This is a genomic window from Mesorhizobium sp. M0040 (assembly GCF_040323505.1).
Taxonomy (GTDB): domain Bacteria; phylum Pseudomonadota; class Alphaproteobacteria; order Rhizobiales; family Rhizobiaceae; genus Mesorhizobium.
In genome coordinates this window covers 23,473-47,095 of record NZ_JAMYVA010000039.1, presented here as the reverse complement: position 1 = coordinate 47,095, position 23,623 = coordinate 23,473, and the positions used below count along the sequence as shown (strand labels likewise).

At 62.8% G+C, this 23,623-nt stretch carries 25 protein-coding genes and 2 tRNA genes; 14 read left to right on the top strand and 13 right to left on the bottom strand.

The genetic code is table 11. The annotated features are described in order from the left end of the window. Positions 1 to 188: 188 nt before the first annotated feature. The 5 genes from NKJ91_RS25335 to NKJ91_RS25315 are packed head-to-tail and all read right to left on the bottom strand — an operon-like array spanning position 189 to position 5,868. Positions 189 to 1,076 (bottom strand): ABC transporter permease, encoded by an 888-nt coding sequence (locus NKJ91_RS25335; RefSeq protein WP_352457718.1) that lies wholly within the window; start codon positions 1,074 to 1,076, stop codon positions 189 to 191. Beyond that, positions 1,073 to 2,032, bottom strand: a complete 960-nt coding sequence (locus NKJ91_RS25330; RefSeq protein WP_352457717.1) for an ABC transporter permease — start codon at positions 2,030 to 2,032, stop codon at positions 1,073 to 1,075. The genes NKJ91_RS25335 and NKJ91_RS25330 overlap by 4 nt, the downstream gene beginning before the upstream one ends. A 7-nt stretch (positions 2,033 to 2,039) precedes the next feature. Then, positions 2,040 to 3,677 carry an ABC transporter substrate-binding protein gene (locus NKJ91_RS25325; RefSeq protein WP_352457716.1) on the bottom strand — a complete coding sequence of 546 codons (1,638 nt, stop codon included), beginning with the start codon at positions 3,675 to 3,677 and terminating at the stop codon, positions 2,040 to 2,042. Between the two features lie 33 nt (positions 3,678 to 3,710). Further along, positions 3,711 to 4,487 (bottom strand): DUF427 domain-containing protein, encoded by a 777-nt coding sequence (locus NKJ91_RS25320; RefSeq protein ID WP_352457715.1) that lies wholly within the window; start codon positions 4,485 to 4,487, stop codon positions 3,711 to 3,713. A gap of 22 nt (positions 4,488 to 4,509) precedes the next feature. Continuing rightward, positions 4,510 to 5,868 carry an LLM class flavin-dependent oxidoreductase gene (locus NKJ91_RS25315; protein ID WP_352457714.1) on the bottom strand — a complete coding sequence of 453 codons (1,359 nt, stop codon included), beginning with the start codon at positions 5,866 to 5,868 and terminating at the stop codon, positions 4,510 to 4,512. A gap of 208 nt (positions 5,869 to 6,076) precedes the next feature. Here NKJ91_RS25315 and NKJ91_RS25310 point away from each other — a divergent pair, with 208 nt between their 5' ends. The 3 genes from NKJ91_RS25310 (at position 6,077) to NKJ91_RS25300 (ending at position 8,807) form a co-directional block, all read left to right on the top strand. Next, a complete protein-coding gene (locus tag NKJ91_RS25310; protein WP_352457713.1) occupies positions 6,077 to 7,879 on the top strand; it encodes a dipeptide ABC transporter ATP-binding protein in 1,803 nt (600 codons plus the stop codon). 295 nt (positions 7,880 to 8,174) lie between these two features. Beyond that, the gene (locus NKJ91_RS25305) at positions 8,175 to 8,378 is read left to right on the top strand and encodes a hypothetical protein (RefSeq protein WP_352457712.1); all 204 of its coding nucleotides are present in this window, start codon (positions 8,175 to 8,177) and stop codon (positions 8,376 to 8,378) included. A gap of 90 nt (positions 8,379 to 8,468) precedes the next feature. Further along, positions 8,469 to 8,807 (top strand): BRA0787 family protein, encoded by a 339-nt coding sequence (locus NKJ91_RS25300; protein ID WP_352457711.1) that lies wholly within the window; start codon positions 8,469 to 8,471, stop codon positions 8,805 to 8,807. 163 nt (positions 8,808 to 8,970) lie between these two features. On the opposite strand, the gene NKJ91_RS25295 is transcribed toward NKJ91_RS25300, so the two are convergent. Beyond that, positions 8,971 to 9,045: transfer RNA gene (locus NKJ91_RS25295), tRNA-Thr, on the bottom strand. Between the two features lie 160 nt (positions 9,046 to 9,205). Between NKJ91_RS25295 and NKJ91_RS25290 the strand changes: the two genes are divergently transcribed. From NKJ91_RS25290 to NKJ91_RS25245, 10 genes are all read left to right on the top strand, one after another. Beyond that, positions 9,206 to 9,436 (top strand): hypothetical protein, encoded by a 231-nt coding sequence (locus NKJ91_RS25290; RefSeq protein WP_352457710.1) that lies wholly within the window; start codon positions 9,206 to 9,208, stop codon positions 9,434 to 9,436. A gap of 157 nt (positions 9,437 to 9,593) precedes the next feature. Further along, positions 9,594 to 10,886, top strand: a complete 1,293-nt coding sequence (gene murA / locus NKJ91_RS25285; protein ID WP_352457709.1) for a UDP-N-acetylglucosamine 1-carboxyvinyltransferase — start codon at positions 9,594 to 9,596, stop codon at positions 10,884 to 10,886. Positions 10,887 to 11,186: 300 nt separating this feature from the next. Beyond that, the gene (locus NKJ91_RS25280) at positions 11,187 to 11,621 is read left to right on the top strand and encodes a DUF2948 family protein (protein ID WP_352457708.1); all 435 of its coding nucleotides are present in this window, start codon (positions 11,187 to 11,189) and stop codon (positions 11,619 to 11,621) included. A 4-nt stretch (positions 11,622 to 11,625) separates the two neighbouring features. Then, positions 11,626 to 12,918 (top strand): histidinol dehydrogenase, encoded by a 1,293-nt coding sequence (gene hisD / locus NKJ91_RS25275; protein ID WP_352457707.1) that lies wholly within the window; start codon positions 11,626 to 11,628, stop codon positions 12,916 to 12,918. Positions 12,919 to 12,920: 2 nt separating this feature from the next. Beyond that, positions 12,921 to 13,406, top strand: coding sequence for a UPF0262 family protein (locus tag NKJ91_RS25270; protein ID WP_292663977.1), 486 nt, complete (start codon positions 12,921 to 12,923; stop codon positions 13,404 to 13,406). 1 nt (position 13,407) lies between these two features. Beyond that, positions 13,408 to 13,875, top strand: coding sequence for an arsenate-mycothiol transferase ArsC (locus NKJ91_RS25265; protein WP_352457726.1), 468 nt, complete (start codon positions 13,408 to 13,410; stop codon positions 13,873 to 13,875). 89 nt (positions 13,876 to 13,964) lie between these two features. Further along, entirely contained in the window at positions 13,965 to 14,183 is a 219-nt protein-coding gene (gene infA / locus NKJ91_RS25260) for a translation initiation factor IF-1 (RefSeq protein WP_006200926.1), read from the top strand. Between the two features lie 25 nt (positions 14,184 to 14,208). Then, the gene (locus NKJ91_RS25255; RefSeq protein WP_352457706.1) at positions 14,209 to 14,838 is read left to right on the top strand and encodes a Maf-like protein; all 630 of its coding nucleotides are present in this window, start codon (positions 14,209 to 14,211) and stop codon (positions 14,836 to 14,838) included. Next, positions 14,835 to 15,026: a DNA gyrase inhibitor YacG gene (gene yacG / locus NKJ91_RS25250; RefSeq protein ID WP_023677402.1), complete on the top strand. Its 192-nt coding sequence runs from the start codon at positions 14,835 to 14,837 to the stop codon at positions 15,024 to 15,026. Before NKJ91_RS25255 ends, yacG begins: the two co-directional genes overlap by 4 nt. 319 nt (positions 15,027 to 15,345) lie before the next feature. Beyond that, positions 15,346 to 15,421 (top strand) — tRNA-Phe (locus tag NKJ91_RS25245). 18 nt (positions 15,422 to 15,439) lie between these two features. On the opposite strand, the gene NKJ91_RS25240 is transcribed toward NKJ91_RS25245, so the two are convergent. Then, positions 15,440 to 15,682, bottom strand: a complete 243-nt coding sequence (locus tag NKJ91_RS25240) for a hypothetical protein (RefSeq protein WP_352457705.1) — start codon at positions 15,680 to 15,682, stop codon at positions 15,440 to 15,442. 144 nt (positions 15,683 to 15,826) lie between these two features. Here NKJ91_RS25240 and NKJ91_RS25235 point away from each other — a divergent pair, with 144 nt between their 5' ends. Next, positions 15,827 to 16,390, top strand: coding sequence for a very short patch repair endonuclease (locus NKJ91_RS25235; RefSeq protein ID WP_352457704.1), 564 nt, complete (start codon positions 15,827 to 15,829; stop codon positions 16,388 to 16,390). Here the strand turns inward: NKJ91_RS25235 and NKJ91_RS25230 are convergent. The 6 genes from NKJ91_RS25230 to NKJ91_RS25205 all read right to left on the bottom strand — a co-directional run bounded on the left by NKJ91_RS25230 (position 16,279) and on the right by NKJ91_RS25205 (position 23,623). Next, positions 16,279 to 17,064, bottom strand: coding sequence for a DUF6339 family protein (locus NKJ91_RS25230; RefSeq protein WP_352457703.1), 786 nt, complete (start codon positions 17,062 to 17,064; stop codon positions 16,279 to 16,281). The two genes, NKJ91_RS25235 and NKJ91_RS25230, sit on opposite strands and share 112 nt — an antisense overlap. Next, a complete protein-coding gene (locus NKJ91_RS25225) occupies positions 17,057 to 17,890 on the bottom strand; it encodes a hypothetical protein (RefSeq protein WP_352457702.1) in 834 nt (277 codons plus the stop codon). The genes NKJ91_RS25230 and NKJ91_RS25225 overlap by 8 nt, the downstream gene beginning before the upstream one ends. After that, complete coding sequence (locus NKJ91_RS25220; protein ID WP_352457701.1) at positions 17,880 to 19,862, bottom strand: hypothetical protein; 1,983 nt, start codon at positions 19,860 to 19,862, stop codon at positions 17,880 to 17,882. The genes NKJ91_RS25225 and NKJ91_RS25220 overlap by 11 nt, the downstream gene beginning before the upstream one ends. Beyond that, a complete protein-coding gene (locus tag NKJ91_RS25215; protein WP_352457725.1) occupies positions 19,852 to 20,850 on the bottom strand; it encodes a DNA cytosine methyltransferase in 999 nt (332 codons plus the stop codon). The genes NKJ91_RS25220 and NKJ91_RS25215 overlap by 11 nt, the downstream gene beginning before the upstream one ends. A gap of 156 nt (positions 20,851 to 21,006) precedes the next feature. Then, complete coding sequence (locus NKJ91_RS25210) at positions 21,007 to 21,546, bottom strand: hypothetical protein (protein WP_352457700.1); 540 nt, start codon at positions 21,544 to 21,546, stop codon at positions 21,007 to 21,009. A gap of 19 nt (positions 21,547 to 21,565) precedes the next feature. After that, the gene (locus NKJ91_RS25205) at positions 21,566 to 23,623 is read right to left on the bottom strand and encodes an AIPR family protein (RefSeq protein ID WP_352457699.1); all 2,058 of its coding nucleotides are present in this window, start codon (positions 23,621 to 23,623) and stop codon (positions 21,566 to 21,568) included.

Sequence of the window (23,623 nt, the reverse complement as noted above, 5' to 3'; positions counted from 1 at the left end):
AATCTCCCAGACCCCGCATGCGCATCGGGTCATTTCCAAACCGGGGCAGACGATATTCGACAAAATCTATAGAGATAAGGAACTACGTTCCGATTTTTCGGCCTCGCGGAGAAAAATGCCGTTCTGCTAATGGACGTATTCCGTATAGCGAGCAGACCGAAGCTCAGGCCATCAATACGGCTTCGCATTCATCCATCACCATTTTCAAACGCGCCTAAGCCTTGGGCAATTAGGTTCGTTGCCATGACCAGTGAAACGATCGCGTCGGAATTGAAAACGACGACCCACCATTTACCGCCGGTCAGGAAACCGTAGCCGTCGGCGACAGCCAGTCCCCAATCGGCCGACGGCGGCTGGATGCCGAGGCCCAGAAAACTCAGCGTCGCAATCGAAAAGAACGCGTAGCCCAGCCGAGTGACGAACTCGATGAGGATCGTCTCCCTGATGTTGGGCAATATCTCCAGGAAAATGATGGCGAGCGCGCCTTCGCCGCCAAGCCGGGCGGCGCTGACATAGTCGCGCTTCTTCTGCTCGCGCACGGCGGCGCGGACGGTGCGCGCCACCAGCGGCGCATAGGCGATGCCGATCACCAGGACGACGGTCAGGTTCGACGGCCCGATCGCCACCAGCGTCATGGTTACGAGAACGATGAATGGAAACGCCATCAGTGTATCGAGCAGCCGCGCGCCAATGGCATCGGTGAGGCCATCGAAATAGCCGAGCACCAGGCCGATGATGCTGCCGGCGGCAACGCCGACCAGCGTCGCCAGCGGCGCAACCAGCAGGATATCGCGCGATCCGACGATAATGCGGGACAGCACGTCGCGGCCGAGCTGATCGGTCCCGAACCAATGCGAGGCATCGGGCGGCGTCAGCATCGCCAGAAAATCCTCGGCATAGGGATTATACGGAACGAAGAGATTGCCTGCTACCGCGCATACGACCCAGAACAGTAGCAGCAGCGTTCCGATCACGACCGATGGGGGCAGTCCGGAGAAGGCACTGCCGATCCTGCGCACCGCCGGAAAACCGGCCACGGCGCGCCGTGATGCGGGAAACTCCGTCAGATCCGTCATGGCGAGGTCCGACGGCGTTGCCGCGGATCGAGCAATGCCAGCACGAAGTCGCCCGCCGCCGCCGAAAGAACGAAGATTGCCGCCATCACCAGCACGCCCGCTTCAAGCATCGGGAAATCTCGCGCCTTGGCCGCGTTCAGAACCAGATTGCCAAGTCCCTGGATGCCGAACAGCGCTTCGATCACAACCAGCCCGCCAAGCATGTATCCGGTCTGCGTCGCCAGCACCGCGATGGTCGGGGTTAGCGCATTGCGCAGCACGTGCCGAAGAATGATCTCGCGCCGCTCAAGCCCTTTCAGGACGGCGGTGCGTGTGTAGTCGGCGGCCATCGCCTCGATCACGCCGGCCCGCGTCATCCGGGCGATGTAGCCGGCAAGATTGAGCACCAGCGGCAGCGCCGGCAGGATCAGATAATAGCCTTGCGTCCAGAAGCCCGCGCCATCCGGCGCAACGCCTGAGATCGGGAACCAGTTCAGCCACAGGCCGAAAACGATGAGCAGCATCAGGCCGGACACAAAATCCGGCACGATGCCTAAGGAGACGCCCGCCATCACGATCAGCCGGTCGATGAGGCGCCCGGCGTTGAGACCGGCGATGACACCGCCGCCAACCCCGAGCGGAATGAGAAAGACCAAAATAATGCCGGCAAGGGATGCGGAGCGCTTCAGGCTCTCCAGAACGAACGGGGCCACCGGCGCGCGCATCGAAAGCGAGGTGCCGAAATCGCCTGACACCGCCTTGCTGAACCAGAGCCAATACTGGACGAGAACTGGCTGGTCGGCGCCCAGCCGCTTGTTCAGCTCCGCCACCGCCTGCGCGTCGGCAAACGGCCCGAGCATCACGCGGCCGACATCGCCGGGCAAAACCTGCCCGGCGAAGAAAACCAGGACACTGACAAGCCAGAGCGTGAGGACAAGTGTGCCCACACGCGCTGACAGAATGCGGCCGGTCAGCATGTCGCGATCATGCCTGGACGAAGGAAACGCGATCGAGCAGCAGATGCGAGATTGCGGTGAAGCGCACGCCTTCGACCTTCGAGCTGACAATCCGGCTGTATTGCGAGAAGTAGCTGATGATCGCCGGCGTCTCGTCAAGCAAAAGCGTCTGGATCTTGCCGGCAGCAAGGCGCTGGGCATTGAGGTCACGCGCCTTCGAGTAGTCGAGCAGCAGCGCATCATAGCCGGGGTTGTTGAAATGCGCCGCGTTCCAGGCTCCCGTACTCTTCAGCGTGGCGTTGAGGAAGATGTCGGGCGTGCCGCGATGGCCGTAGTCGGTGATGCCGAGAACCGAATCCAGCCAGGGCGAGCTGCCGAAGGTCGCCGAGCCGTAATAGGCGTCCTGCGGCAGGACATTGAGCTTGACATCGATGCCGACCTTTTTGGCGAAGTTCTGGATGATCACCGCATAGTCGGGAATGTCATAGGCGCGTTCGGTGGTCAGCGTCACCTCGAAGCCGTTCGGCACGCCGGCCTCGCCAAGCAGCCGCTTGGCCTCCGTGATATCCTGCTTGCGCTGCGGCACCGACGGATCGGCCGAAGGGAAGATCGGCGCGAACGGGGTGTCGTTGCCGATGATGGCGCGGCCCTTCAGCAGGCCCTTGACCACCGCCTCGCGGTCGATGGTGAGTGCCAGCGCGCGGCGGATGCGCTTGTCGGTGAACGGCGCCTGGTCGGTTCTGAAGTGCACCTGGTCATGCGAGCTTGCCTGCACGCTGAGCAGCTTGAAGTTGGGGTTGCCCTCGATCGCCAGTTCCAACCGCGTCGTGCTGGGGATGACGTCGAGCTGGCCGGCCTGCAGCGCCAGCACCTGCGCCTGCTCGTCGTCGAAGAACTTGATCTCGACGCGGTCGGGCAGCGCCTTGTCGCCCCAGTAATCGTCATTGCGCACGAAGCTCGCGCCTTGCTTGGGACGGAAGGATTCGAGCTTGAACGGGCCGGTGCCGTTGAAAGTCTTCTCGAAATCGCCGGCATAGTCGGCCGGCAGGATGACGGCATTGTAGACGTCGGAGGAGACATAGAAGGGAAAGTTGCTGTTGGGACCGTCGAGATCGAAGGCGACTGTCTGCTCGTCGACCAGTTTGGCGCCACCCTTGGACAAGATGCCCTTGTAGGCTGAGAGCGCCGACGAGCCGCTGGCGGGATCGACCAGCCGCTCGAAGCTCGCCACCACGTCCTTGGCGGTGACGGCGCGGCCATCGTGGAATTTCACTCCTTGCCGCAATTTGAAGGTCCAGCGGCTGGCTGTCTCGTCGGCCTCCCAGGACAAAGCGAGCTTCGGCTGGAGACCGTCCTTCGGATCGTCGAGGATCAGATATTCGCCGACCTGGCTGATCACCCCGATGCTGGCCGGATCGGTCACCGAAACCGGATCGATCGCCTTGGTCGGCTGACCGAGCCCGACACGGACCGTACCGCCGGCGGCGGCCGCGGCGCGCGCGGCTCCGAACCCCTGCGAGGTGGCAAAGCCTGTCAGGCCGAGCAGTGCGGCGTATTTCAGGAGATCGCGGCGCTTGAGAAAGCCGCCCTGATATTCGTCGACGGCGACATTCCAGATGTCCCCCGACAGGCTGCGAAGTGCGTCGATATCCCTGCGTTTGGTCATGTTAAACCCTGCTTTGAAATGAAAATTAAAAACCTATGCGACGGGTTCGCCGTCGAGATGGATGCGGTCAACGGCCTGCGGATAGAAGGCGATGAGGCCTTTGATCTTCGGCATTTTGACGATTGGATCCCGGTAGCTCCAGGCGATGTCCGGGCGCACCGTTCCGTCGCTCAGCAGCCCCGACCAGTAGGAGGCAATGCCCTTGTAGGGACATCGCGTCGTTGTAACGGACGCCGTCAGCCGCTCCAGCCGGATGTCTTCCGCCGGTAGATAGAAACGCGTCGGCAGATGGGTCTCGAACAAAAGCACCGGGCGGTGACTGTCGGCGATCGGCTCGCCGTCGAACCAGACCTGCACATGGCTCGTGCTTTGCAGCACATCAATGCGCGCATAAGGGTCTCGCGCATGGACGAAGACCTCTTCGTCCTCCTCGAACCATTGGTCGACGGCCTTCCAGGTGAAGGCGATCCGGCCAGCCAGGGACGCCAGCGATTCGTCCGGCGGCGAGATGAACGCCCACGCCGCGTTGGCACTGCGCCTGTCGCCGCTGTCGATATCCCAATAGGCCGTCTCGCCACCGACTGGATGCGGTTCGCGATGCAGCGAGGGCTTCAGCACCGACGGGTCTACCGCTGACGGCGGGAAGAAATAGATCGGCAGGAAATGGTTGGAGCGCAGCACGAGCACGTTGCGGCTGTCGGCGATCGTGCGGCCGCCGAATTTGACGCGGACGCGCTTGGGACTGTGCAGGACATTGACGAGATGCGGGGCCGTGGCTTCGCGCGGCTGAAGTCTGGGTGCTGCTGTCATGATCGTTGCTCCGAAGCGGATGTCAGGACACGGCGCGTGCGTTGTCGCGCTGCTCGGCGAAGCGGTTTGCCGGCCGCGCCAGACCGAAGCGGTCGCGCAGCGTTCCTGGCGCGTATTCGGTCGGGAACACGCCGCGGCGCTGCAGCTCCGGCACCACCTGCTCGGCGAAATTCACCCAGTCCTCGGGCAGCAGCGGGAACATCAGGTTGAAGCCGTCGGCGGCGCCTGAAACGAACCAGTCCTGCAACTGGTCGGCGATCTGTTTGGGCGTGCCCACGACAGTCGGGACCGAACCGCTGTTGGCGAGCTTGCGGGCGATGTCGCGTAGGCTGAGATTCTGCTTCGACCATTCCTTGACCCGGTTGAGCGATGTCCGTCCGCCATTGAACGTGCTCTCGTCCGGTAGCGGCGGCAGCGGCCCGTCTGGCGGATAGACTGAGAGATCCAACCCGCTCCAGCTTGACAGAAGGTCGATGCCGACCTGATCGGGAAGCAGCGTCTGCAGGTATTCCTGCCGTTCCCGGCCCTCCGCCTCGGAGGCGGCGACGATCGGCAGGATCCCCGGCAGGATCTTAAAGCTCTCCGGCCGCCTGCCGTGGCGGGCAAGCCGCTCGTTGATATCCTGGCGATATTTGATTCCATCCTCCTTGGTGCTGTAGATGGCGAAGTGCGCATCGGCCTGGGCGGCGGCGAAGTTCTTGCCGTCCTCGGACGAGCCTGCCTGGACGATCAGCGGGTGGCCCTGCGGCGGCCGCGAGACGTTGAGGGGTCCGCGCACCTTGAAGTGCTTGCCCTTGTGATCGATGGGGTGGACCTTGTCGGGATCGGCGAAATAGCCCGTCTTCTTGTCGATCAGCAGCGCCTCGTCTTCCCAGCTGTCCCAAAGCGCCTTGACGATATCGAGGAATTCGGCCCCGCGCTCATAGCGGAACGCATGTTCGATGTTGCCGTCGCGGCCGAAATTGCGCGCCTCCTCGTCCATGGCCGATGTGACGACGTTCCACGACGCCCTGCCCTTGCTGATATGGTCGAGCGAGGCGAACATGCGCGCAACATTGTAGGGCTCGCTGTACGAGCTCGACGCCGTGGTGATCAGGCCGATGTGTTTGGTCACGCCGGCCAGTGCCGACAGCAGCGTCAATGGCTCAAGGCGGGCATTGGCGTAGTGGGCGACACCGCTCTTGACCGAATCCCAGATCGAAACGTGGTCGGCGACGAAGATGGTGTCGATCCTGGCCCGCTCGGCCGCCTGCACGAGATCACGGTAGAACTCGAAGTCCAGCACCTCCCGGCCCGGCGCCCGCGGATGGCGCCACGACATCCGATGATCGCCCTGCGGGTTGAAGAAAAATGCGCTGAGGATCATGTGGTCTCGAGCCATGCCGGTCTCCTTCCAGATCTGCTCTGGAGCCAAATCTGCTCCGGAGATTGTCGCACTGCTTCGGAAAGCGGTGACAATCGCTCTTGAGCCATGAAAGTTAGATTGCGCTCCGTCCTAATTCGAGTAACTTTATAGATATAATGCATTGCGAAAGTGGAAGCGATTGCCCTCGATCGCGACGCTGGAAGAAAGTGGTTTCAAGCTCCCAATGTCCTCCTCGGTTCTGAACGTCGACCAGCTTTCCATCGCCTATGACGGGCGCAATGGATCGCATCCCGCCGTCAGTGGCGTCTCGCTGCGCATAGGCGAAGGCGAAGCACTCGGCCTTGTCGGCGAGTCCGGATCGGGGAAAAGCTCGGTGGCGCTCGCCATCCTGCGCTATCTGCCGAAGAATGCCCGCATCGCGGCGTCAGCGCTGGAGTTCCAGGGCCGCGAAATCCGCGACCTCTCCGCCGAGCAGTTGCGCCAACTCAGGGGAAATCACATCGCCGCCGTCTACCAGCACCCGGGCGCGGCCCTCAACCCAAGCATGACGATCGGCCGCCAGATCACCGAGACGATCATGCGGCATCGCCCGGTGCGCCATGACGAGGCGCGCGAGCGGGCTTGCGAACTGCTCGGGCGCGTTCGGGTGAGCCATCCGGAGCGGGTGCTGGGGCTCTATCCACACGAACTCTCCGGCGGCATGCAGCAGCGCGCCAACATCGCCATCGCGATTGCGCTCGACCCGTCGCTGCTGGTGCTGGACGAGCCGACGACGGCGCTCGACGCCAGCGTTCAGTCCGAGATCATCGCCATCCTCTCCGGCCTGCGCAAGGACCACAAGACCAGCATTCTGCTGATCAGCCACGACATCAACATGATCCGCCGCTCCTGCGACCGGGTGGCGGTGATGCAGTCGGGAACCGTGGTCGAAAGCGGCGCCGCCGGCGATGTCTTCGACAACCCCTCTCACGCCTATACGAAGGCGCTGATCGCCTCGATCCCGGCGCTCAACTACACGAAGCGGAATGGAAGACTGGCGGAGACGGACGGCCTGCCATCGCACTCGGCCGTCCAGAATGAAGATGCCGGCGAGCGCAAAGAACGCCGAATCGCGATCGCCTGTAAAGGTATCAGCCATGCCTTCGGCAGCCAACCGGTGCTCAGCAATGTCGATCTCGATATCGGCCACGGCGAGACCTTCGGGCTGATCGGCGAGTCCGGTTCCGGCAAGTCGACCCTGGCAAGGATCGTCACCGGCCTACAGATGCCAGACGCCGGATCGGTCGAACTGTTCGGCAGGACGGTCGCACCGCGCGTCGAGAAGAGAAGTCTTGGCGAACGCCGCGATGTGCAGATGGTTTTCCAGTCGCCGGATCGCACGCTCAACCCGCGTCAGCGGATCGGCAGGATCCTCGGCCGCCCGCTACGCCGGCTCGCCGGCCTGCGCAGCAGTGAGATAAATGCCCGCATCAGCGATTTGCTGCAATCGGTTCGCCTTGCCGGCGCCACAGCCGAGCAGAAGTCGCGATCACTATCCGGCGGCCAGCGGCAACGGGCGGCCATCGCACGGGCCTTCGCCGGCGTGCCGAAGGTCGTGGTGCTCGACGAACCCACTTCGGCGCTCGACGTTTCCGTCCAGGCAACCGTTCTCAACCTGCTCAACGACCTGCAGCGCGACAAGGACACGACCTATCTGTTCATCAGCCACGATCTCAGGGTCGTGCGCTACATGGCCGACAGGATCGGCGTGCTGTACCGCGGCCGCCTGGTCGAAACCGGCTCATCCGACCAGATTTTTCACGGGCCCAATCATCCCTATACGAAACTGCTGCTGGCGGCGTCTTCAGACGATGCAGCGCCGAAGATCATCTCTCAGGCCGACATCGCGGCGGGCCCGAACCAGGGATGCGCCTTCGCCGGCCGTTGCTCGATCGCTGTTGCCGATTGCAGGAAAGCCGAACCGCCCCTCAGCCAAGCTGGCGACGAGCACCTGATCGCATGTTGGCGGCTCGACCAAGGTTCATGAAGGACGGATCATCATTCTGAAGATCCGTCGCGCTCGCGAGGAAGGCACGATGGAGCTGATCCCCGTCGCAAAGTGCCAAGAGACCGGGAGCTGCGGCCGTTCGAGGCGTGGATAGCAGGAAGCTTGGCGATCAGGCATCCACCGTAGTCACAGGCAAGCTCGCATGGCATTTCGTCTGAGGCTCGCTCCTTACAAGGCAATGTCTACAAGTTTGATAGACATTTGCTAAGAAGCCGGTCATACTGCGCTCTTCAAGTGCCTGACTTTTCGCCGTCCATGTTCGCAGGATCAGGAGATGACGATGACGCAGACATTTCTGGAAGCCGTTCCGGGCTGTATCAGGATCGTGATCGGCGCCCTTTTCCCGCCCATGGAGCTTTCACGTTATGCGCCGGACCAGGCGCAGGCGGACGACGCTTCTGACTCCGAGGCGAAATTTCGCCGCTCAGGACGGGATGAAGCTTTCTATTGGGGCATCGGCACTTGCGGCTATTGGTAGGCACCGTCGCATCCGGCCATAGACCTATCATCGAAATGCGGGGGGTTACCTGGCAGCATTGGCTGGCTGTCGCGATCCAGGAGGAGACCGATGATCACACGCCTTTTACCCGCACTGCATGAGGGCCATGCTCCGATTCATTTGCACGGAGCCTTCGACGATGCCTTGGAAGCCTACCAGACCTGGACTCCGGGAACGGACGAGCCGCACGTGGAGTTTGAGAACCATACGGTGCCGATCAGTTCGGTCTTCGGCCGCATGCGGACCTGCACCGATATTCTTCCTTGGCGCATCGAGGGCGATGTCCTAGAGGTTGTCGGCAATACACTGGTGTTCGGCGGCGAAAAGGCGATCACTTACGCCGATGCCGCTCTGGTCCTTCGCGCTTTGTGCGTGAAGCGGCTCCGGAGCGGCGACGTCGGCAACTAACAGGCGACGCTGCATAGGTTCCCGTCAAAGCCGGAGCCGGGCACAAGGGCAGCTCGGCTCCGTATCATTCAGCCAGTATGCGTCGCGATCTGCCCTGATAGCCTCTATTTGCTCAGTCGGTCATGCGCGGCGATGGCCATAGCTCTGCATGGTGCGGATAGACTGGTGCTGCGAGAGAGGATTGAACTCTCGACCTCTCCCTTACCAAGGGAGTGCTCTACCACTGAGCTACCGCAGCCGCCGATGGCGGGGCTTCTGCCATATCGAACCGGCAAGCGCAAGGCCAAGACAAAGACGGGTTGAAAGGCCGCACCGGGCGATCGTTGCGGACATGGCCGTGCCACAATGTTGGCTATCCCTTGATACGCACCGGCGGGTCGCCGGCCGGGGACAGAACGATGAACGGCAAGACAGTTTCTCCGAACAAGGATGGATCACCGAAGAAGGATGGTTCAGCGAAAAAGGCCGGAACGGGCCGCAAGGACCGGCTGGCCGAGCAGTTGCGCGCCAACCTGCAGAAGCGCAAGGCGCAATCGCGCTCACGAAGGACCGGCGACGCCGACAAGCGGCGCGCTGGCGAGGCCGACGAGCGGCCGGAGGGGCTGCAGGCGGCGATGAAAAAAGATTAACGCGAATCGGCTATGTTGGTCGCCGGTACTTTGGCCAAGTCGGCGTGGGCCAAAGTGGGGAGTAGCCTGTTTCTTGAACCTAGCCGGCCAATGGTCTAGATGGCCGCAACAGACTCAACCGATTTAAACCGGCCTTGGCGCCGAGGGGACGCTCTTCATGGATCGCATCAGAATTGTCGGCGGCAACAAGCTTGCCGGAAGCATTCCGATCTCGGGCGCGAAAAACGCTGCGCTGCCGCTGATGATCGCCGCGCTTTTGACCGATGACACGCTGACGCTGGAAAACGTGCCGCATCTGGCCGATGTCGAGCAGCTGATCCGCATCCTCGGCAATCACGGCGTCGACTATTCGGTCAATGGCCGCCGCGAAAAGCAGCAGGAAGGCTATTCGCGCACCATCACTTTCTCCGCCCGCAACATCGTCGACACGACGGCGCCTTACGAGCTGGTGTCGAAGATGCGGGCCTCGTTCTGGGTGATCGGGCCGCTGCTGGCCCGCATGGGCGAGGCCAAGGTGTCGCTGCCCGGCGGCTGCGCCATCGGCACACGGCCGGTTGACCTCTTCCTCGATGGCCTGCAGGCGCTGGGCGCCGATATCGACGTCGACACCGGCTACGTCATCGCCAAAACCAGGAACGGCCGGCTTGTCGGCAACCGTTATGCGTTCCCGAAAGTTTCGGTCGGCGCCACCCATGTGCTGATGATGGCGGCCTCGCTGGCCAAGGGCGAGACGGTGCTCGAAAACGCCGCGCGCGAGCCGGAGATCGTCAACCTCGCCGAATGCCTCAACGCCATGGGCGCGAAGATCTCCGGCGCCGGCACGGCGACCATCACAATCGACGGCGTCGAGGCGCTGTCGGGTGCCCGCGTCAGGGTGATCCCCGACCGCATCGAGACCGGCACCTATGCGATGGCAGTGGCGATGACCGGCGGCGACGTCGTGCTGGAAGGCGCCCGGCCCGACCTGTTGCAGACGGCGCTCGACATCATTTCGCAGACCGGCGCCGAGATCACGCAGACTAATTCAGGCATCCGCGTCAGGCGCAACGGCGCCGGCATTTCGCCGGTCGACGTGACAACGGCGCCCTTCCCGGCTTTCCCGACCGATCTGCAGGCGCAGTTCATGGGCCTGATGACGATGGCCAAGGGCAAGTCGCGCATCACCGAGACGATCTTCGAAAACCGCTTCATGCACGTCCAGGAACTCGCCCGGCTAGGCGCCCACATCACGCTGTCCGGCCAGACGGCGATCGTCGACGGCGTAGCGAAGCTGAAGGGCGCGCCGGTCATGGCGACCGATCTTCGCGCCTCGGTGTCGCTAGTCATCGCCGGCCTTGCGGCCGAAGGCGAAACCACGGTCAACCGCGTCTACCATCTCGACCGCGGCTTCGAGCGGCTGGAGGAAAAGCTGTCCGGCTGCGGCGCGGAGATCGAGCGCATTTCGGGGTAACGATAGCAGGCTCCGGTCGCCGCCGCCCCTCATCCTCCTGCCGGCATCTTCTCGCGGTATAGTGACGGGGAGAAGGACCGCCTCGCGAAGGATTTCGCCAATCTCCGGCGTTGCGGAGAGGGTGCCGAGGTTGCGGCCAGCCACTACACCCGTCCCTATACGGGAGAAGGTCCCGGCAGGAGGATGAGGGGCGGCGGCGACCGGAGCGATTGCCTGGCCAAGACCTCCGGCGCGGTTGCACGAGCCGGAAAGACCGCCTAACAGAAGGTCGAATAATCAACTCGCAGGTGCGAATTCCGCATGAATGGCCTCAAGCTTGTCGCGCTCGACGATCAGGATCTGAGCATCATCTCGGCGCATGTCCAGGATGCCGTCATGAAGGTCAGCGATCTCGAATACCTGCCTTCTGTAAAGCGCTTCGTGCTGACCATGAACCGCTTCGTGTGGGAGGCGAAATCCGGCTTCTTGCGCCAGCACAATGAGCGGCGGCAGGCCGTGCTGCATTTCGACCGGGTGCTCGGCGCCAAGACCAGCGGCATTGCCCGCGACAAGCCCGACGAAGTGCTGTCGCTGCTGGCGATCAGCTTTCTCGCGCTCGACAAGCCGGCCGGCATCGTCGAGCTGATCTTTTCGGGCGGCGGCGCGATCATGCTCGATGTCGAATGCATCGAGGCACGGCTTGCCGATGTCGGCGGCGCCTGGGAAGCGACGTCGCGCCCGGTCCACAGGGTCTGATGTGATGGCCATCACGCTTCGCCAGTCCGACGCCGATTTCGAGCAGCGCTTTGCCGCGTTCCTGCTGACCAAGCGGGAAGTCTCGGCCGATGTCGACGCCGTGGTGCGCGAGATCATCGCCAAGGTGCGTGCCGAGGGCGACGCGGCGCTGGTCGGGTACACGCAGAAATTCGGCGGCGGTGACCTGGCCAGGCTCGGCATCGCCGTCTCCAGGGACGACATTGCCAAGGCTTACGAGGCCGCCGATCCGCAGACGGTCGAGGCGCTGAAATTCGCGCGCGAGCGCATCCGCTCCCACCACCAGCGGCAGATGCCGCAGGACGACCGCTACACCGATGCCGCCGGCGTCGAGCTCGGCTCGCGCTGGACGGCAATCGAGGCCGTCGGGCTCTACGTGCCGGGCGGCACGGCAAGCTATCCTAGTTCGGTGCTGATGAACGCGGTGCCGGCCAAGGTCGCCGGCGTCGAGCGCATCGCCATGGTGGTGCCGGCCTCCGGCGGCGAGGTGCCGCCGCTGGTGCTGGTGGCAGCCGATCTTGCCGGTGTCTCCGAAATCTACCGCGTCGGTGGCGCCCAGGCGATCGCGGCCCTTGCCTATGGCACCGAGACAATAAAGCCCGTCGCCAAGATCGTCGGCCCCGGCAATGCCTATGTCGCTGCAGCCAAGCGCCAGGTGTTCGGCACGGTCGGCATCGACATGATCGCCGGGCCGTCGGAAGTGCTGGTCGTCGCCGACGGCAGCAACGATCCGGACTGGATCGCCGCCGACCTCCTCGCCCAGGCCGAACACGATGTGTCGGCGCAGTCGATCCTGATCACCGACGACCGTGCCTTTGGCGTAGCGGTCGAACAGGCGGTGGAGCGGCAGTTGCAGAACCTGCCGCGCGGAGAAACGGCGGCGGCGAGCTGGCGCGATTTCGGCGCCGTGATCCTGGTGCCGACGATCGAGGCAGCACTGCCGCTGGTCGACCGCATCGCGGCCGAACATGTCGAGCTTGCAATCGACGACCCAGAGGCCTTCCTGGCGCGAATGCGCAATGCCGGTGCCGTGTTTCTCGGCCGCCACACGCCGGAAGCCATCGGCGACTATGTCGCCGGCTCCAACCACGTGCTGCCGACGGCGCGCTCGGCGCGCTTTTCGTCCGGGCTTTCGGTGCTCGATTTCGTCAAGCGCACCTCGGTCCTGAAGCTCGGGCCGGAGCAATTACGGGCACTGGCGCCGGCGGCGATCACGCTCGCCAAGGCGGAAGGCCTCGATGCGCATGGACGCTCCGTCGCCATCCGGCTGAACATGTAGAAATGTCCGACTACGACCAAACCCGCGCCAGGCTGATCGATGTCGAGCTCGACGAGACGATCGGCCGCTCGACGCCCGATGTCGAGCATGAGCGGGCGGTGGCGATCTTCGACCTGATAGAGGAGAACCGCTTCCAGCCGGTCAATGACGACGGCGCCGGCCCGTACCGGCTGAAACTGTCGCTGGCCGAATCCCGGCTGGTGTTTGCGGTGGCGCGCGAGGACGGCGCAGCCGTGGTCACCCACATCCTGTCGCTGACGCCGCTTCGGCGCATCGTCAAGGATTACTACATGATCTGCGAAAGCTATTACGATGCCATCCGCACCGCGACACCCAGCCACATCGAGGCGATCGACATGGGCCGGCGCGGCCTGCACAATGAAGGCTCGCAGACGCTGATGGACAGGCTTGCCGGCAAGATCGAGATTGACTTCGACACGGCGCGCCGGCTGTTCACGCTGGTTTGCGTGCTGCACTGGCGAGGCTGAACTGGCCGCCGCGCTGCCCCGCCCGATCCTGCCCCGCTCGATCCTGTTTGTCTGCGGCATGAACGCCGTGCGCTCGCCGATGGCCGAATTGCTGGCGCGCAAGGTGCTTCCGCCCACAACCTTCGTCGCCTCGGCGGGAGTGCGCGGCGGCGAACGCGATCCGTTCGTCGATGCCGTGCTGGCCGAAGAAGGGCTGTCGCTCGGCGAACGGCACCCGAGAACGATGGACGACCTCGAGGACGATTATTTCGACCTGATCGTGACGCTGGCGCCGGAAGCCCACCACACCGCGCTCGAGCTCACCCGCTCGCTGGCCGTCGAGGTCGAGTATTGGCCGATGCCCGACCCGACCGGCGTCAGCGGCACGCGCGAGCAGATCATGGCCGCCTACCGCGACGTGCGCGAGCGGCTGAAGGCGCGGATCGGCCGCCGTTTTCTCGGCAACGGGGCTAAAAACGCCGCGGATTAAGCATGTTCACAAGCGGACGTTTATCATATAGGTTCCGCGCAACTTTCCGGCCGGGGCGCTGGAAGTACCCATCCAAGCAAAGGTATCGAATGCCGAAGGAAGAAGTCCTCGAGTTTCCGGGTGTCGTGACGGAACTGCTGCCCAACGCGATGTTCAGGGTCAAGCTCGAAAACGAACATGAAATCATCGCCCATACGGCCGGCCGCATGCGCAAGAACCGCATCCGCGTTTTGACCGGCGACAAGGTCCTGGTCGAGATGACGCCCTACGACCTGACCAAGGGCCGCATCACCTACCGCTTCAAGTAAGTTCAAGGACCCGGCCGGGATCGCGATGGGCATTTTGCAGAAGCTCGTGCTTGCCTCGGGTTCGCCACGCCGGATCGAGCTGCTGCAGCAGGCCGGCATCGAGCCGGACCGTGTGCTGCCGGCTGATGTCGACGAGACGCCGCTGCGCGCCGAACACCCGCGCTCGCTGGCCAAACGCCTGGCAACACAAAAGGCCGAGAAGGCGCTGGCTTCGCTGAAGACCGAAGCCGACTACCTGCCGAGCTTCGTGCTGGCCGCCGACACGGTGGTTGCCGTCGGGCGGCGCATCCTGCCCAAGGCCGAGACGCTCGACGACGCCGCCAACTGCCTCGGGCTTTTGTCCGGCCGTTCGCACCGGGTCTATTCCGGCATCTGCCTGATCACGCCGGGCGGCAAGCAGCGCTTGCGGCTGGTGGAGACCAGGGTGCGTTTCAAGCGGCTGCCGCGCGAGGAAATCGAGGCCTACATCGCATCCGGAGAATGGCGCGGCAAGGCCGGCGGCTATGGCGTCCAGGGGCTTGCCGGCGCCTTCGTCGTCAAGCTTGTCGGCTCCTACACCAACGTCGTCGGCCTGCCACTCTACGAGACGGTAGCGCTTTTGAGCGGCGAAGGGTTTAAGGTGCACGCCAACTGGCTGTCGGGTGCGCGGATATGAGCCCGGACGACAAGGTCACGCCGTTGCGGCCCAAGCGGCCCTGCCCCGAATGCGGCAAGCCATCGGCGCGCGAAACCTACCCGTTCTGCTCGACGCGCTGCAAGGACATCGACCTCAACCGCTGGCTGAAGGGGGTCTACGTCATCCCGGGCCGCGACGACGAGGACGAGAACGACGACCAGAAATAGCGCCGTCCACCTGCGGTTTTCCACAGGCTTGGGACGGTTTCGCAGCCGCGATCGTGACCGATGATCGGCCTTGCGGACTGCCTGTCGTTTCCCGCCTGAAATCAATGTCCAGAACTTGTTCCATCCGGGCACTGTCGGACGGAACAGGTTCTGGCGTTTTGTTTGAGCATGAACTTTTCCGAAAACCGGATTCCACTTTTCGGGATCATGCTCTAAGCGCTGGACAGGCCGAATTCCCGTGCTATAACCCACGCGCTTTCAAGGGGTGCCGACGGCGCTTTCATGAACCCGGTGTGCAGATTGCCGCCCGCCGGAGCAGGCCCAGATAGCTCAGTTGGTAGAGCAGCGGACTGAAAATCCGCGTGTCGGTGGTTCGAATCCGCCTCTGGGCACCACTAGTTCTTCATATAAAATCAATGTAGCTGGAACTTGAGTTCTGCATTTTTGCCGGGATGTTTGCATCTTTGGCATGCAAAGATTTGCATCACCGCAGGAGAGCGTCGCTCTCCCGCAAAGACAGTCAAACGACGGTTCCGAACCATTGTGTATGTAGAAGCTGAGTTTGGCAGCAAACCAGCAATGTTGATCAGCGCCGCCGGAAATTGGTCTGCAATCCGCGCTCTGCAAAGGCGCACGAAAGCCTCGATGACCGGCATTTCGCGGATCGTCTCCACGGCCTCGCACAAGAGGATCAGTTAAGGACCTCAGAGACTGAACTGCATGCTCTGAGATGGGGACCTCAGTGACAGTGCGGTCGGTCGCCCCCTTGAACAGGTGGGTAGCCGCGATAATATTGAAACATGGATTTTTTGCCTCCGTTGCAACGCTCACACATTATGAGTCGGATCCGCTCTCGTGACACTGTGCCCGAGATGGCGATCCGGCGCGCGCTGTATGCTCGAGGTCTGCGCTTTCGCCTGCACAGGCGCGACTTGCCGGGCCGGCCAGATCTTTACTTCCCAGCATCACGCACGGCCGTTTTCGTCCATGGCTGCTTCTGGCATGCGCATGCCTGCCGACTCTTCCGCCAGCCGGCGTCGCGCACCGCCTACTGGACGCCGAAGCTTGCCTCAAACCAAGAGCGCGACCGCCGTAGCCGTGCCGCGCTAGAGGCGGCCGGAATCAGAGTGATTACAGTCTGGGAGTGCGCGCTCCGCGGCCGCGGTCGCCGACCTATCGATTCGGTAGCCGACGAGCTCGCTGGACTCATTCTCGACCCTTCGCGCCAATCGACCGAAATCGGCGGCTCCGATCAAGCAGCCACATCTGCCCGAATGCCGACGCGGGCATTGGGAGGTGCTTCCGCGAGTACCTTGGCGGCCGCGGCTGCAACCACACTGCCGGCCTCTTCAGCCCCCAGGTGATCGAGAAGGCGGTAGCCACCGACCGAATTGATCTCCGCCATCAGGCGCCGGTATCTCGCGCGCTCGAGAAGCCGCCCGTCACCTTCCTGGGAGGCTGCGAGCTCGCGCAGAATGGCGCTGAACAACTGAACCGATTGCGAGACCGTCGGGCGCTCGATGATGTTCGCGCGGATATCTGTCTTCTCAAGAAGAATGCGGAGCGCCACCGTGCTATCGAGGCCAACGACCCGACTGCACAAGTGTGCCATCCACCAAAGTCGGGAGACTGCGTTGTTGCGCTCGATACCGCGCTTGTCGCGCGCAAAGAAGTGGTGGCGGATGTGGGCGGCCGCGCGCCCGTCATCCTCCGGAATCGGCCAGCGAAGTCTCGAGTAGTCGAAGAGCTGGACATGGCTGAGATAGGTCCATAGTCGCTCGTCACGTGCCTCATAGGGCGTGAGCAAGGAAAGCGCGGCATAAACTGCCCGGCAGTTTTCAAGTTCGAACTCGGGACCTGTGCCCGGCCTGATGCCTATGAGCGCGTCTTCATCAATCGTACCGGCTGCCTCGCGCCAGTTGAGGGGGTCGGCCTGCAAGAAAACGAAGTCCCCCTGTCGGTAACGGGAGAGATTGCGCTCGACATCGGCGCGTAGCGTCTCAAGCGCGGTCTGCCGCAGGAGCCTGATCTTAGTCATGCGCCGCTCCGTCGAACACAAGCCGGTCAAGTGCCGCAAGTGGCTGCCTCATAATGCGTTGCGCAACGACATATTCGTCATGAGCATCGAGATCGATGCCGATGTTGTGGCATTTGTGGCGGATAATCCACGCCCATTTGAGGTCATCGTGTTGGTCGGAGGCCTTGAGTACTGAAAGGCACTGCATTACGGCCGAGAAATAGAGCGAGTTGAGGAGGATGGCGCGGTTGCTGCTCGAATTGCGCGCCCTCTCGATCTTCGTCTTAATCGAGGTGCTGACCTGGAGCTGCACATAGTCATTCGTGAGGTCGACTCGCCACTCGTGCACTGCGAGATTCTCGTTGCGGACTAGCGTGAACACCGAGCTGATCGGCCGGTAGATCTCGCGGTCCACATAAATGGCGTGTGGCCGGTCCATGGCGAGGATCGACCCTTCGTCATAGCTGAACGGACCAGAGCCGAACTCGCTGTTTACGAGCTTCGAGCGGTAGCCGGTAATCGGTTTGACTGCAATGACATACGGGTTGACTATCACTTCGCCGCGCAGGTCACCGCCGTGGAACGTGACCACAAAGGACGGCTGAGCGCTAACTTCAGCGTGCCGGAAGTAGGTGTCGCGGCAGGCAAAAACGACGACATAGCGCGCGCGTCCCTCATCGATTAGCTGATGAATGTCGGCGACGCTCAGCGCGCATGTGACATCGACGGTAATCTCGGAGTCCTTCACTTGGAAGTCGGCCGTTACCTGGAGCTCGCCGTCGATATAGTCGTCAACGTCCGGGCGGAGGACGGGATAGGGGAATGCCCTTAGCGAATCAAATTGCATCGGCTGCCACCTTAAGGGTACCGCTGAAGGCAGCCTCAAGCTCGACCTCGAGCATGATGCGCGAGCCGGCCTTGGCCTCTATCCCGGCAATCTCGCCATCCTCCACGCGCCCGGCCGATGACGCCAGAACGCGGAGCCGGCGGTTGGTGTCGGCTCCTGAATCCTGGAGCTGAAGACGGAGCGTGCCGCTCTGGGCCGGGGTAAACGCGACGCGTCTGACGCTCGGGGACAGCAGAATTGCGCGCACGTTGGCGAGTGGCAGGCCCGTGCGTCCCGCGATGTCCGCATTCGCGCGGGCAGAACCTGACGGGTTGCCGCTGTCATCCTGACGGAGCTCGCGGTTCCACCCGCCCTCTGATCCCTCAGCCTCGCCTTCGGCATCGCCGGGGTCAGCGCCGTCGCTGTCATTCCGACTGGGCTCGCCGTTCCACCCGCCCTCTGATCCCTCAGCCTCGCCTTCGCCGGGTTTCGCGCCGCCTTCGCGCTGGCTCCAGCCTATGCGCTTGCCCCTGTTGGGCAGATGCCGAGCTCGGATGACGATCGCGCCAGCTGGATCTTCCTCACGGATACCGGGTTGTCCTTCGTTTGCCTCATCAGCGAAATAATCGGCTAGTTCATCAATGGTAGTGACGTCGCTCACCGGGTCGGTCGCGTGCCGTTGCAGCATCGAGCGCACCCATTTGGTAAGCTCAAAGAGCGCCACGCGGCCTTTGCGTGCCAGCTCGCCGGTTAGGCGGTCCGGCTCGAAATCGTCGTGGCGCGGCGGCTCCATTGCACGCAAGAGTTCGTTGCCCCTTTCGCTGCAGCATTCGACGACCGCAGCAAACTCCTTGAAGTTCGGAAATGAGCGCAGGCGCGAGAGTTCATCAGTGATGAACATGCCATTGCGCAGAACGGCAACCCCTTTGGGCAGACCTTCGCCCACCAAGATGCGGAGCTCACACGAGCCCAGATGTAGCTGCTGCGACTCCTCAAGCGTGACCTCATTGCTCTCGCCGAGCGCCCGCAGATAGTCGCGCGCGCGTCGGAACTTGTCAGGCTCGCCCTTCTGGTCCGAGATCGCCCCCTCGGTGGAGGCGTCGCTGAGCACCTGTCCAAGCGTATCGCGCGTGATCGCGATCTTGCCGTCGATGTCGACCTCGAGCTGGCCGCGGCGAATGGCGCCGAAGAAGTTCTCGGCAATACTTGCCGCCAGGATCTCGCGCCATTTATTCTGGGCGGTAAACCCCAAGATGTGGAGCGTTGTTCCCCGGCAGTCCGGGTTGAGCCCGTGTGTGTCCTGCCGGCGGAGCCAGTCCGGCACCGCCTCGAGGGCCGCCACCGGCTGGCAGCCTCGCCGCACGCCCCAAAAGCCCGCGCCGCGGCGCACTTCGCCCTGTGCGTCATGGTGCGACATCAGGATCGACTTGCCCTGAACATAGTGCTGAAGGCGGCCCGAAGGGTCTGCCCATACTGTCGTCACGAACACGGTGCGCAGGCCCGACACCGTATAGGGCGCGAACTTGCCGATGCCGAACGAGCCGGCCGCATCCGCGGATGCTTTCCGGCTCTGCCCCGTTGCTTTCATCAGTGCATAGTAGGGCCGACCATTGGTACACGGACCGGTGACGCCGGTCGTCCGGCTGTCCGACACCTGGAGTACGCGGATCTTGCGGCGCGCCAGTTGCGCCTTCGCCATCTCAAAGAATTGTGCTGCCTTGGGGCTTTCATTAGCGGCGGCCCTGCCGCACTGGGCGATTGCGTCTCGGAGTTCTGCAAGACCGGGCATCTCGGTAGTGGGCACCTCAATCAAAGAGAAGGTGACGCGCGCCGGGTGCTCTGGGCTGATACGTGCATCAAGGCTATTCTGGACAGCCTCGCGGCCCAGATGCTCCAGCGGATTTCCCGCAAAATGCTCCATGCCCGGTTCGTTGAAGCCGTCCCACTGCCCTGAGCTGTCGAGCGGAAACTCAAAGCCGACGCTATCGGACACTAGCCCCTCCTGATGCAAGCTTTTCCCTAACGCCAGCGGCCAACAGGCGCGCGACCGGCACGGCGACCGCATTGCCTGCCTGGGTGTAGCGCCTGTGCCGCGGTACATCATCTGGAAACGTGAAAGCCGATGGAAAGCCCTGGAGCCGCAGGCACTCATGCTCGGTAAGCTTGCGAAGGCCATGCCCATTCATCAGGAAGGGCACGTTGTGTCCGCCTCCTCCCATATTGGCGGTTAGCGTCGGACAGACGCCTTCCTCTTTTGCCCGCACCTCATATTTGCGGAGCTGGTAGAGGCAGTTCCGGCTATTCACGGCAGAGCTGATCATCTTGAAGTAGCGGTTGTCCTGCGGGAGGTAGTATTCTGAGCCCACCGACCCGTCGAAATCGATGTAGTCCGCCAATCGCTTGGGCGCCGTGTGCTCGGCTGTCGGGAAGTTGAAGCGGCCGCTCAAGAAGTGGTCCATCGAGAGCGCCACCATAAACAGGCGCACCCTCTGTTGTGGAAGGGCGGTGACGCGTGAGGCGTCAAGCTCCTGGGCTGACTCCGGACGGAACCAGTAGCCTGCCTTTTGGATCTCGTGCTGGAGCCGCAGGAACCAAGCGCCGCCTTCGCCATACTTCAGGAATGGCGAATTTTCGAGGACGATGACCGCGGGTTTTCGGTCGCCGAACTCGCGGATGATGCGAATGATCTCGAAGAAGAGCATGCCCCGCTCATCCTCAAAGCCTCGCCGCCCGCCGGCCTGCGAGAAGCTCTGACAGGGAAAGCCCGCGTGGAGGACATCGACGGGCTCAAGCCGGTGCTCATCGACTTTGACCGTACACACGTCTTTCTCGATAAGCCGCACACCGGGAAAGTTGTGAGCGTAGGTGGCCACCGCGTGCGAATCATTCTCAACCGCCCAGACGGTCTTGAGGCCTCCCTCTCCGAACCCCTGGCAGAAGCCGCCAATCCCGGCAAAAAGCGCGCCACACTTGTATTCCACTGCCAAGGAAACCCCTTTTCATGAAAGTCCGCACGGGACCTCTGTCGCCAACCATAGCACCCCAAGAGGGTGCTGTGCAGCAGGTTTGTCACCACCGCCAGCGGGTATTGCTCAACCGGTCTCGCAAGTCCAGTCGGGAGCATTCGCGCCCTCTGCTCAATCCGGTGCGGTTCTGGTGCCACCACCATTCAACGCGGCGTTAATGAGGCTGCGTCCGCCCGGCACCGCCTCTCGGAGATCGCCGGCGATCGCCTGGACATCGATCTCCTCGATTGCAAATTGACCGTTCGGGCGGAACGCCGCGGCGCGGATGCGCTCCTTGGGCACCGAGCTCATGGCGCCCGCAAAGCTTGATCTGAAATGTGCCGCATAGCGCGTCACCACGACGTCTTCGGCCAGCGGCGTATCGAACTCGTGCCCGCTGTCGCAGCGGTATTCCGGGAGTTTCACTGCCCGGCGCTTCAGCCCGGAATCCCGACACACGGGGCAACGGTGGAGGCGCTTTTCGCCTTTTTCGGCGTCGATAGCCTCGACGCGCGCGATGCCAAGCAGGCGCTCAGCGTCGCGAATAAGCACGACGTCGCCCACAGCCACCTGCCGCGAGTTGGGCACGTTGCTGTCGTAGCGGTAGGCCAAGGCGGGTTCGTCGTCATAGCCGAGATTGCCGGCATACTGCGGGTTCGTGACGATCAGCATCGACCACATGCGAGGACGCTCAGCCACGCGTATATCCTTTCGCCTCGAGCGCTGTGAGCGCTTCGACGAGAAGCACACTCTGCTTGTCCGATGGAATGCGTCCAGGAGTGGCTGCAATCGCCATGATGCTGTGCTGCTTCGGCGTCAGGAGCCGGCGGACGCGTGCAAAGGTCAGCGCCTGTTCCCAGCCTGTGGGGCTCACCTGTACTGCAAGCGCCTGGGCGCTGATCGCGTCATCTACCCTCTGGCCCTTCTTTGCATCGCGCTGGCTTGCCTTGGCCTCTGCGGGCTCGATGAGAAGGTCGCGCGCCTCATCAGATAGCATGATCTCGAGCGCCTCCACCTGGCCCCAGCAGGCTTGGCGCTTGGCCCACTGCGTGACGTTCGCCATACCGGCCACCGGCCGCTTGAGGACACCCTGAGCCGCCTCTGCGAGCCTCACGAACTCGGCACGCAGGGGCTCTGGCACGGCCTGCCGCTTCCAGATGTCTTCGAAATCGACCGACTTCTTCGCGTCAGCGGTCAGCTTTGCGAGCTTGGCGATCGCGTAGGCTACGATGTTTGCGCGGTAGGCGCCGTCGTACCACGGCTGACGGATCACGTCCTTCTCGAGCGTGCGGAAGATGATCGCGCGCGCCACTGCTGTCCGAAAGGAGAGCTCGTTGAAAGCGTCGCTGTCCTTCGACCAGCGCTGGCCGATGAGCTTGGCATAGGCGGCGAAGTTCTCCTGGGCGCCCCGGCTCACTATGTGCGGCATGAGCTCCCAAACCATCGCGAACTTTGCAAGATCGGTCTTGGTGAACGTCTGCGGCTTCGGGAACTCCTGCTCAAAGCGCTTCCTCTCGGAAACTTTTAGGACTGACTTTGCGTCTAGATACTGGCCGCGGGCGCGCTCATAGAACCACTTCGTCTGGCGGAACGTCCCGTCTGCTGAGGGCGACCAGAGCCTCCTTGAAAACTCCTCCATCCGCACATGGAAGGGGTGGTTGGCGAAGAAGTCGGCGGCGTTCACCCGGTTCTGGCTATTCGCGTATTCCGAAATCTTCGGGACAATCTCGATGCTCTTTGCCGGGTCGACCACCGAGAGCTTCATCTGTACGAAGATCGGCTCAAGATTTGCTTTGTCCCGCTTCAGCGCCGTGAAGATCGACGCTGTGGTCTGCCCGCCGTTCACGATCTGTAGGTTCTTGAGCCCCGTAATCCGGCTTCCGCCGCGGTCGGAGGCGACGGTGACATGCTCGGCTGTCGCTGTGATCCCATTGTTATAGGCAAAGAACATGCCGGGTGCCGTGAGGATAGTGTGTCGGATGCCCTTGTTTACATTCCCCCGCGCCTGAAGAAAGCAGCGCACATTCTGCTCAAGGAGCCGCGCGCCGTAACGCTCGTAAATCTTCGCCAAGAGCCCACCCGGCACAGCAGCGAGGTAAGCCTCGTAGTCCAAGCCGCCCACGGAGGCAGGGAGGCAAGGAATCTCCTCGCCGAAATCGGTCACGAGGTTGATCTCTATGTCCTCGCGCTGTTTGCCCGACGCGACAAGGCGGTGGAGACGAGTGATGTCCCAAACATTATAGCTTACGGGTAATCCGGCCACCTGCCCGTCCTCGAGGCTCTCGACGCGGGCGCTCAGGCTGCGGTTGCTCACCAGAAACAAGCGCGTGCGGACGATCTGCTGTCGACGCGCCCAGATGAGCTCGGCCAGACCGTAGCCTTCCGACTCCTCCTCCAGCGTCTCCTTGAAACCTTCGCTGAGCGACGACTTCAGAAAGTTTGAAAGGCGGCGGAAAAGGGTCTCAACGTCGGTGCGCGTCAGCGACTCAATGGCGTGGTCAGGACTGAAATCCGAAATGATGAGCGTCAGCACTCCCTCGCTCTCGAGGGGATCCCCGGCGTAGCCGTCCACCCGCACGCCCTTGGCGGCCCGATAGTGGGCGGAGTCGAAGGTGTCGAACTCGCCGCTGTCGGTCAGATAGTCGCAGAACAGCTCAAGGAACGCGGCTTCAAGGAACGCGCCGTCGGCATCGGCGGCTGCCCGCACCTGATTGAAAAAGTCCTCGTGAAACTCCTCGAGCGAAATCAT

Coding starts and splice junctions, on each gene's coding strand:
- NKJ91_RS25300 (WP_352457711.1), top strand. CDS start 8,469: ATGATCACACGCCTTTTACCCGCACTGCATGAGGGCCATGCTCCGATT.
- NKJ91_RS25305 (WP_352457712.1), top strand. CDS start 8,175: ATGACGATGACGCAGACATTTCTGGAAGCCGTTCCGGGCTGTATCAGG.
- NKJ91_RS25235 (WP_352457704.1), top strand. CDS start 15,827: ATGGATTTTTTGCCTCCGTTGCAACGCTCACACATTATGAGTCGGATC.
- NKJ91_RS25205 (WP_352457699.1), bottom strand. CDS start 23,623: ATGATTTCGCTCGAGGAGTTTCACGAGGACTTTTTCAATCAGGTGCGG.
- NKJ91_RS25225 (WP_352457702.1), bottom strand. CDS start 17,890: ATGCAATTTGATTCGCTAAGGGCATTCCCCTATCCCGTCCTCCGCCCG.
- NKJ91_RS25320 (WP_352457715.1), bottom strand. CDS start 4,487: ATGACAGCAGCACCCAGACTTCAGCCGCGCGAAGCCACGGCCCCGCAT.
- NKJ91_RS25335 (WP_352457718.1), bottom strand. CDS start 1,076: ATGACGGATCTGACGGAGTTTCCCGCATCACGGCGCGCCGTGGCCGGT.
- NKJ91_RS25330 (WP_352457717.1), bottom strand. CDS start 2,032: ATGCTGACCGGCCGCATTCTGTCAGCGCGTGTGGGCACACTTGTCCTC.
- yacG (WP_023677402.1), top strand. CDS start 14,835: ATGAGCCCGGACGACAAGGTCACGCCGTTGCGGCCCAAGCGGCCCTGC.
- NKJ91_RS25240 (WP_352457705.1), bottom strand. CDS start 15,682: ATGCCGGTCATCGAGGCTTTCGTGCGCCTTTGCAGAGCGCGGATTGCA.
- NKJ91_RS25270 (WP_292663977.1), top strand. CDS start 12,921: ATGTCCGACTACGACCAAACCCGCGCCAGGCTGATCGATGTCGAGCTC.
- NKJ91_RS25310 (WP_352457713.1), top strand. CDS start 6,077: ATGTCCTCCTCGGTTCTGAACGTCGACCAGCTTTCCATCGCCTATGAC.
- NKJ91_RS25290 (WP_352457710.1), top strand. CDS start 9,206: ATGAACGGCAAGACAGTTTCTCCGAACAAGGATGGATCACCGAAGAAG.
- infA (WP_006200926.1), top strand. CDS start 13,965: ATGCCGAAGGAAGAAGTCCTCGAGTTTCCGGGTGTCGTGACGGAACTG.
- NKJ91_RS25280 (WP_352457708.1), top strand. CDS start 11,187: ATGAATGGCCTCAAGCTTGTCGCGCTCGACGATCAGGATCTGAGCATC.
- NKJ91_RS25315 (WP_352457714.1), bottom strand. CDS start 5,868: ATGGCTCGAGACCACATGATCCTCAGCGCATTTTTCTTCAACCCGCAG.
- hisD (WP_352457707.1), top strand. CDS start 11,626: ATGGCCATCACGCTTCGCCAGTCCGACGCCGATTTCGAGCAGCGCTTT.
- NKJ91_RS25230 (WP_352457703.1), bottom strand. CDS start 17,064: ATGACTAAGATCAGGCTCCTGCGGCAGACCGCGCTTGAGACGCTACGC.
- NKJ91_RS25210 (WP_352457700.1), bottom strand. CDS start 21,546: ATGCTGATCGTCACGAACCCGCAGTATGCCGGCAATCTCGGCTATGAC.
- NKJ91_RS25325 (WP_352457716.1), bottom strand. CDS start 3,677: ATGACCAAACGCAGGGATATCGACGCACTTCGCAGCCTGTCGGGGGAC.
- murA (WP_352457709.1), top strand. CDS start 9,594: ATGGATCGCATCAGAATTGTCGGCGGCAACAAGCTTGCCGGAAGCATT.
- NKJ91_RS25255 (WP_352457706.1), top strand. CDS start 14,209: ATGGGCATTTTGCAGAAGCTCGTGCTTGCCTCGGGTTCGCCACGCCGG.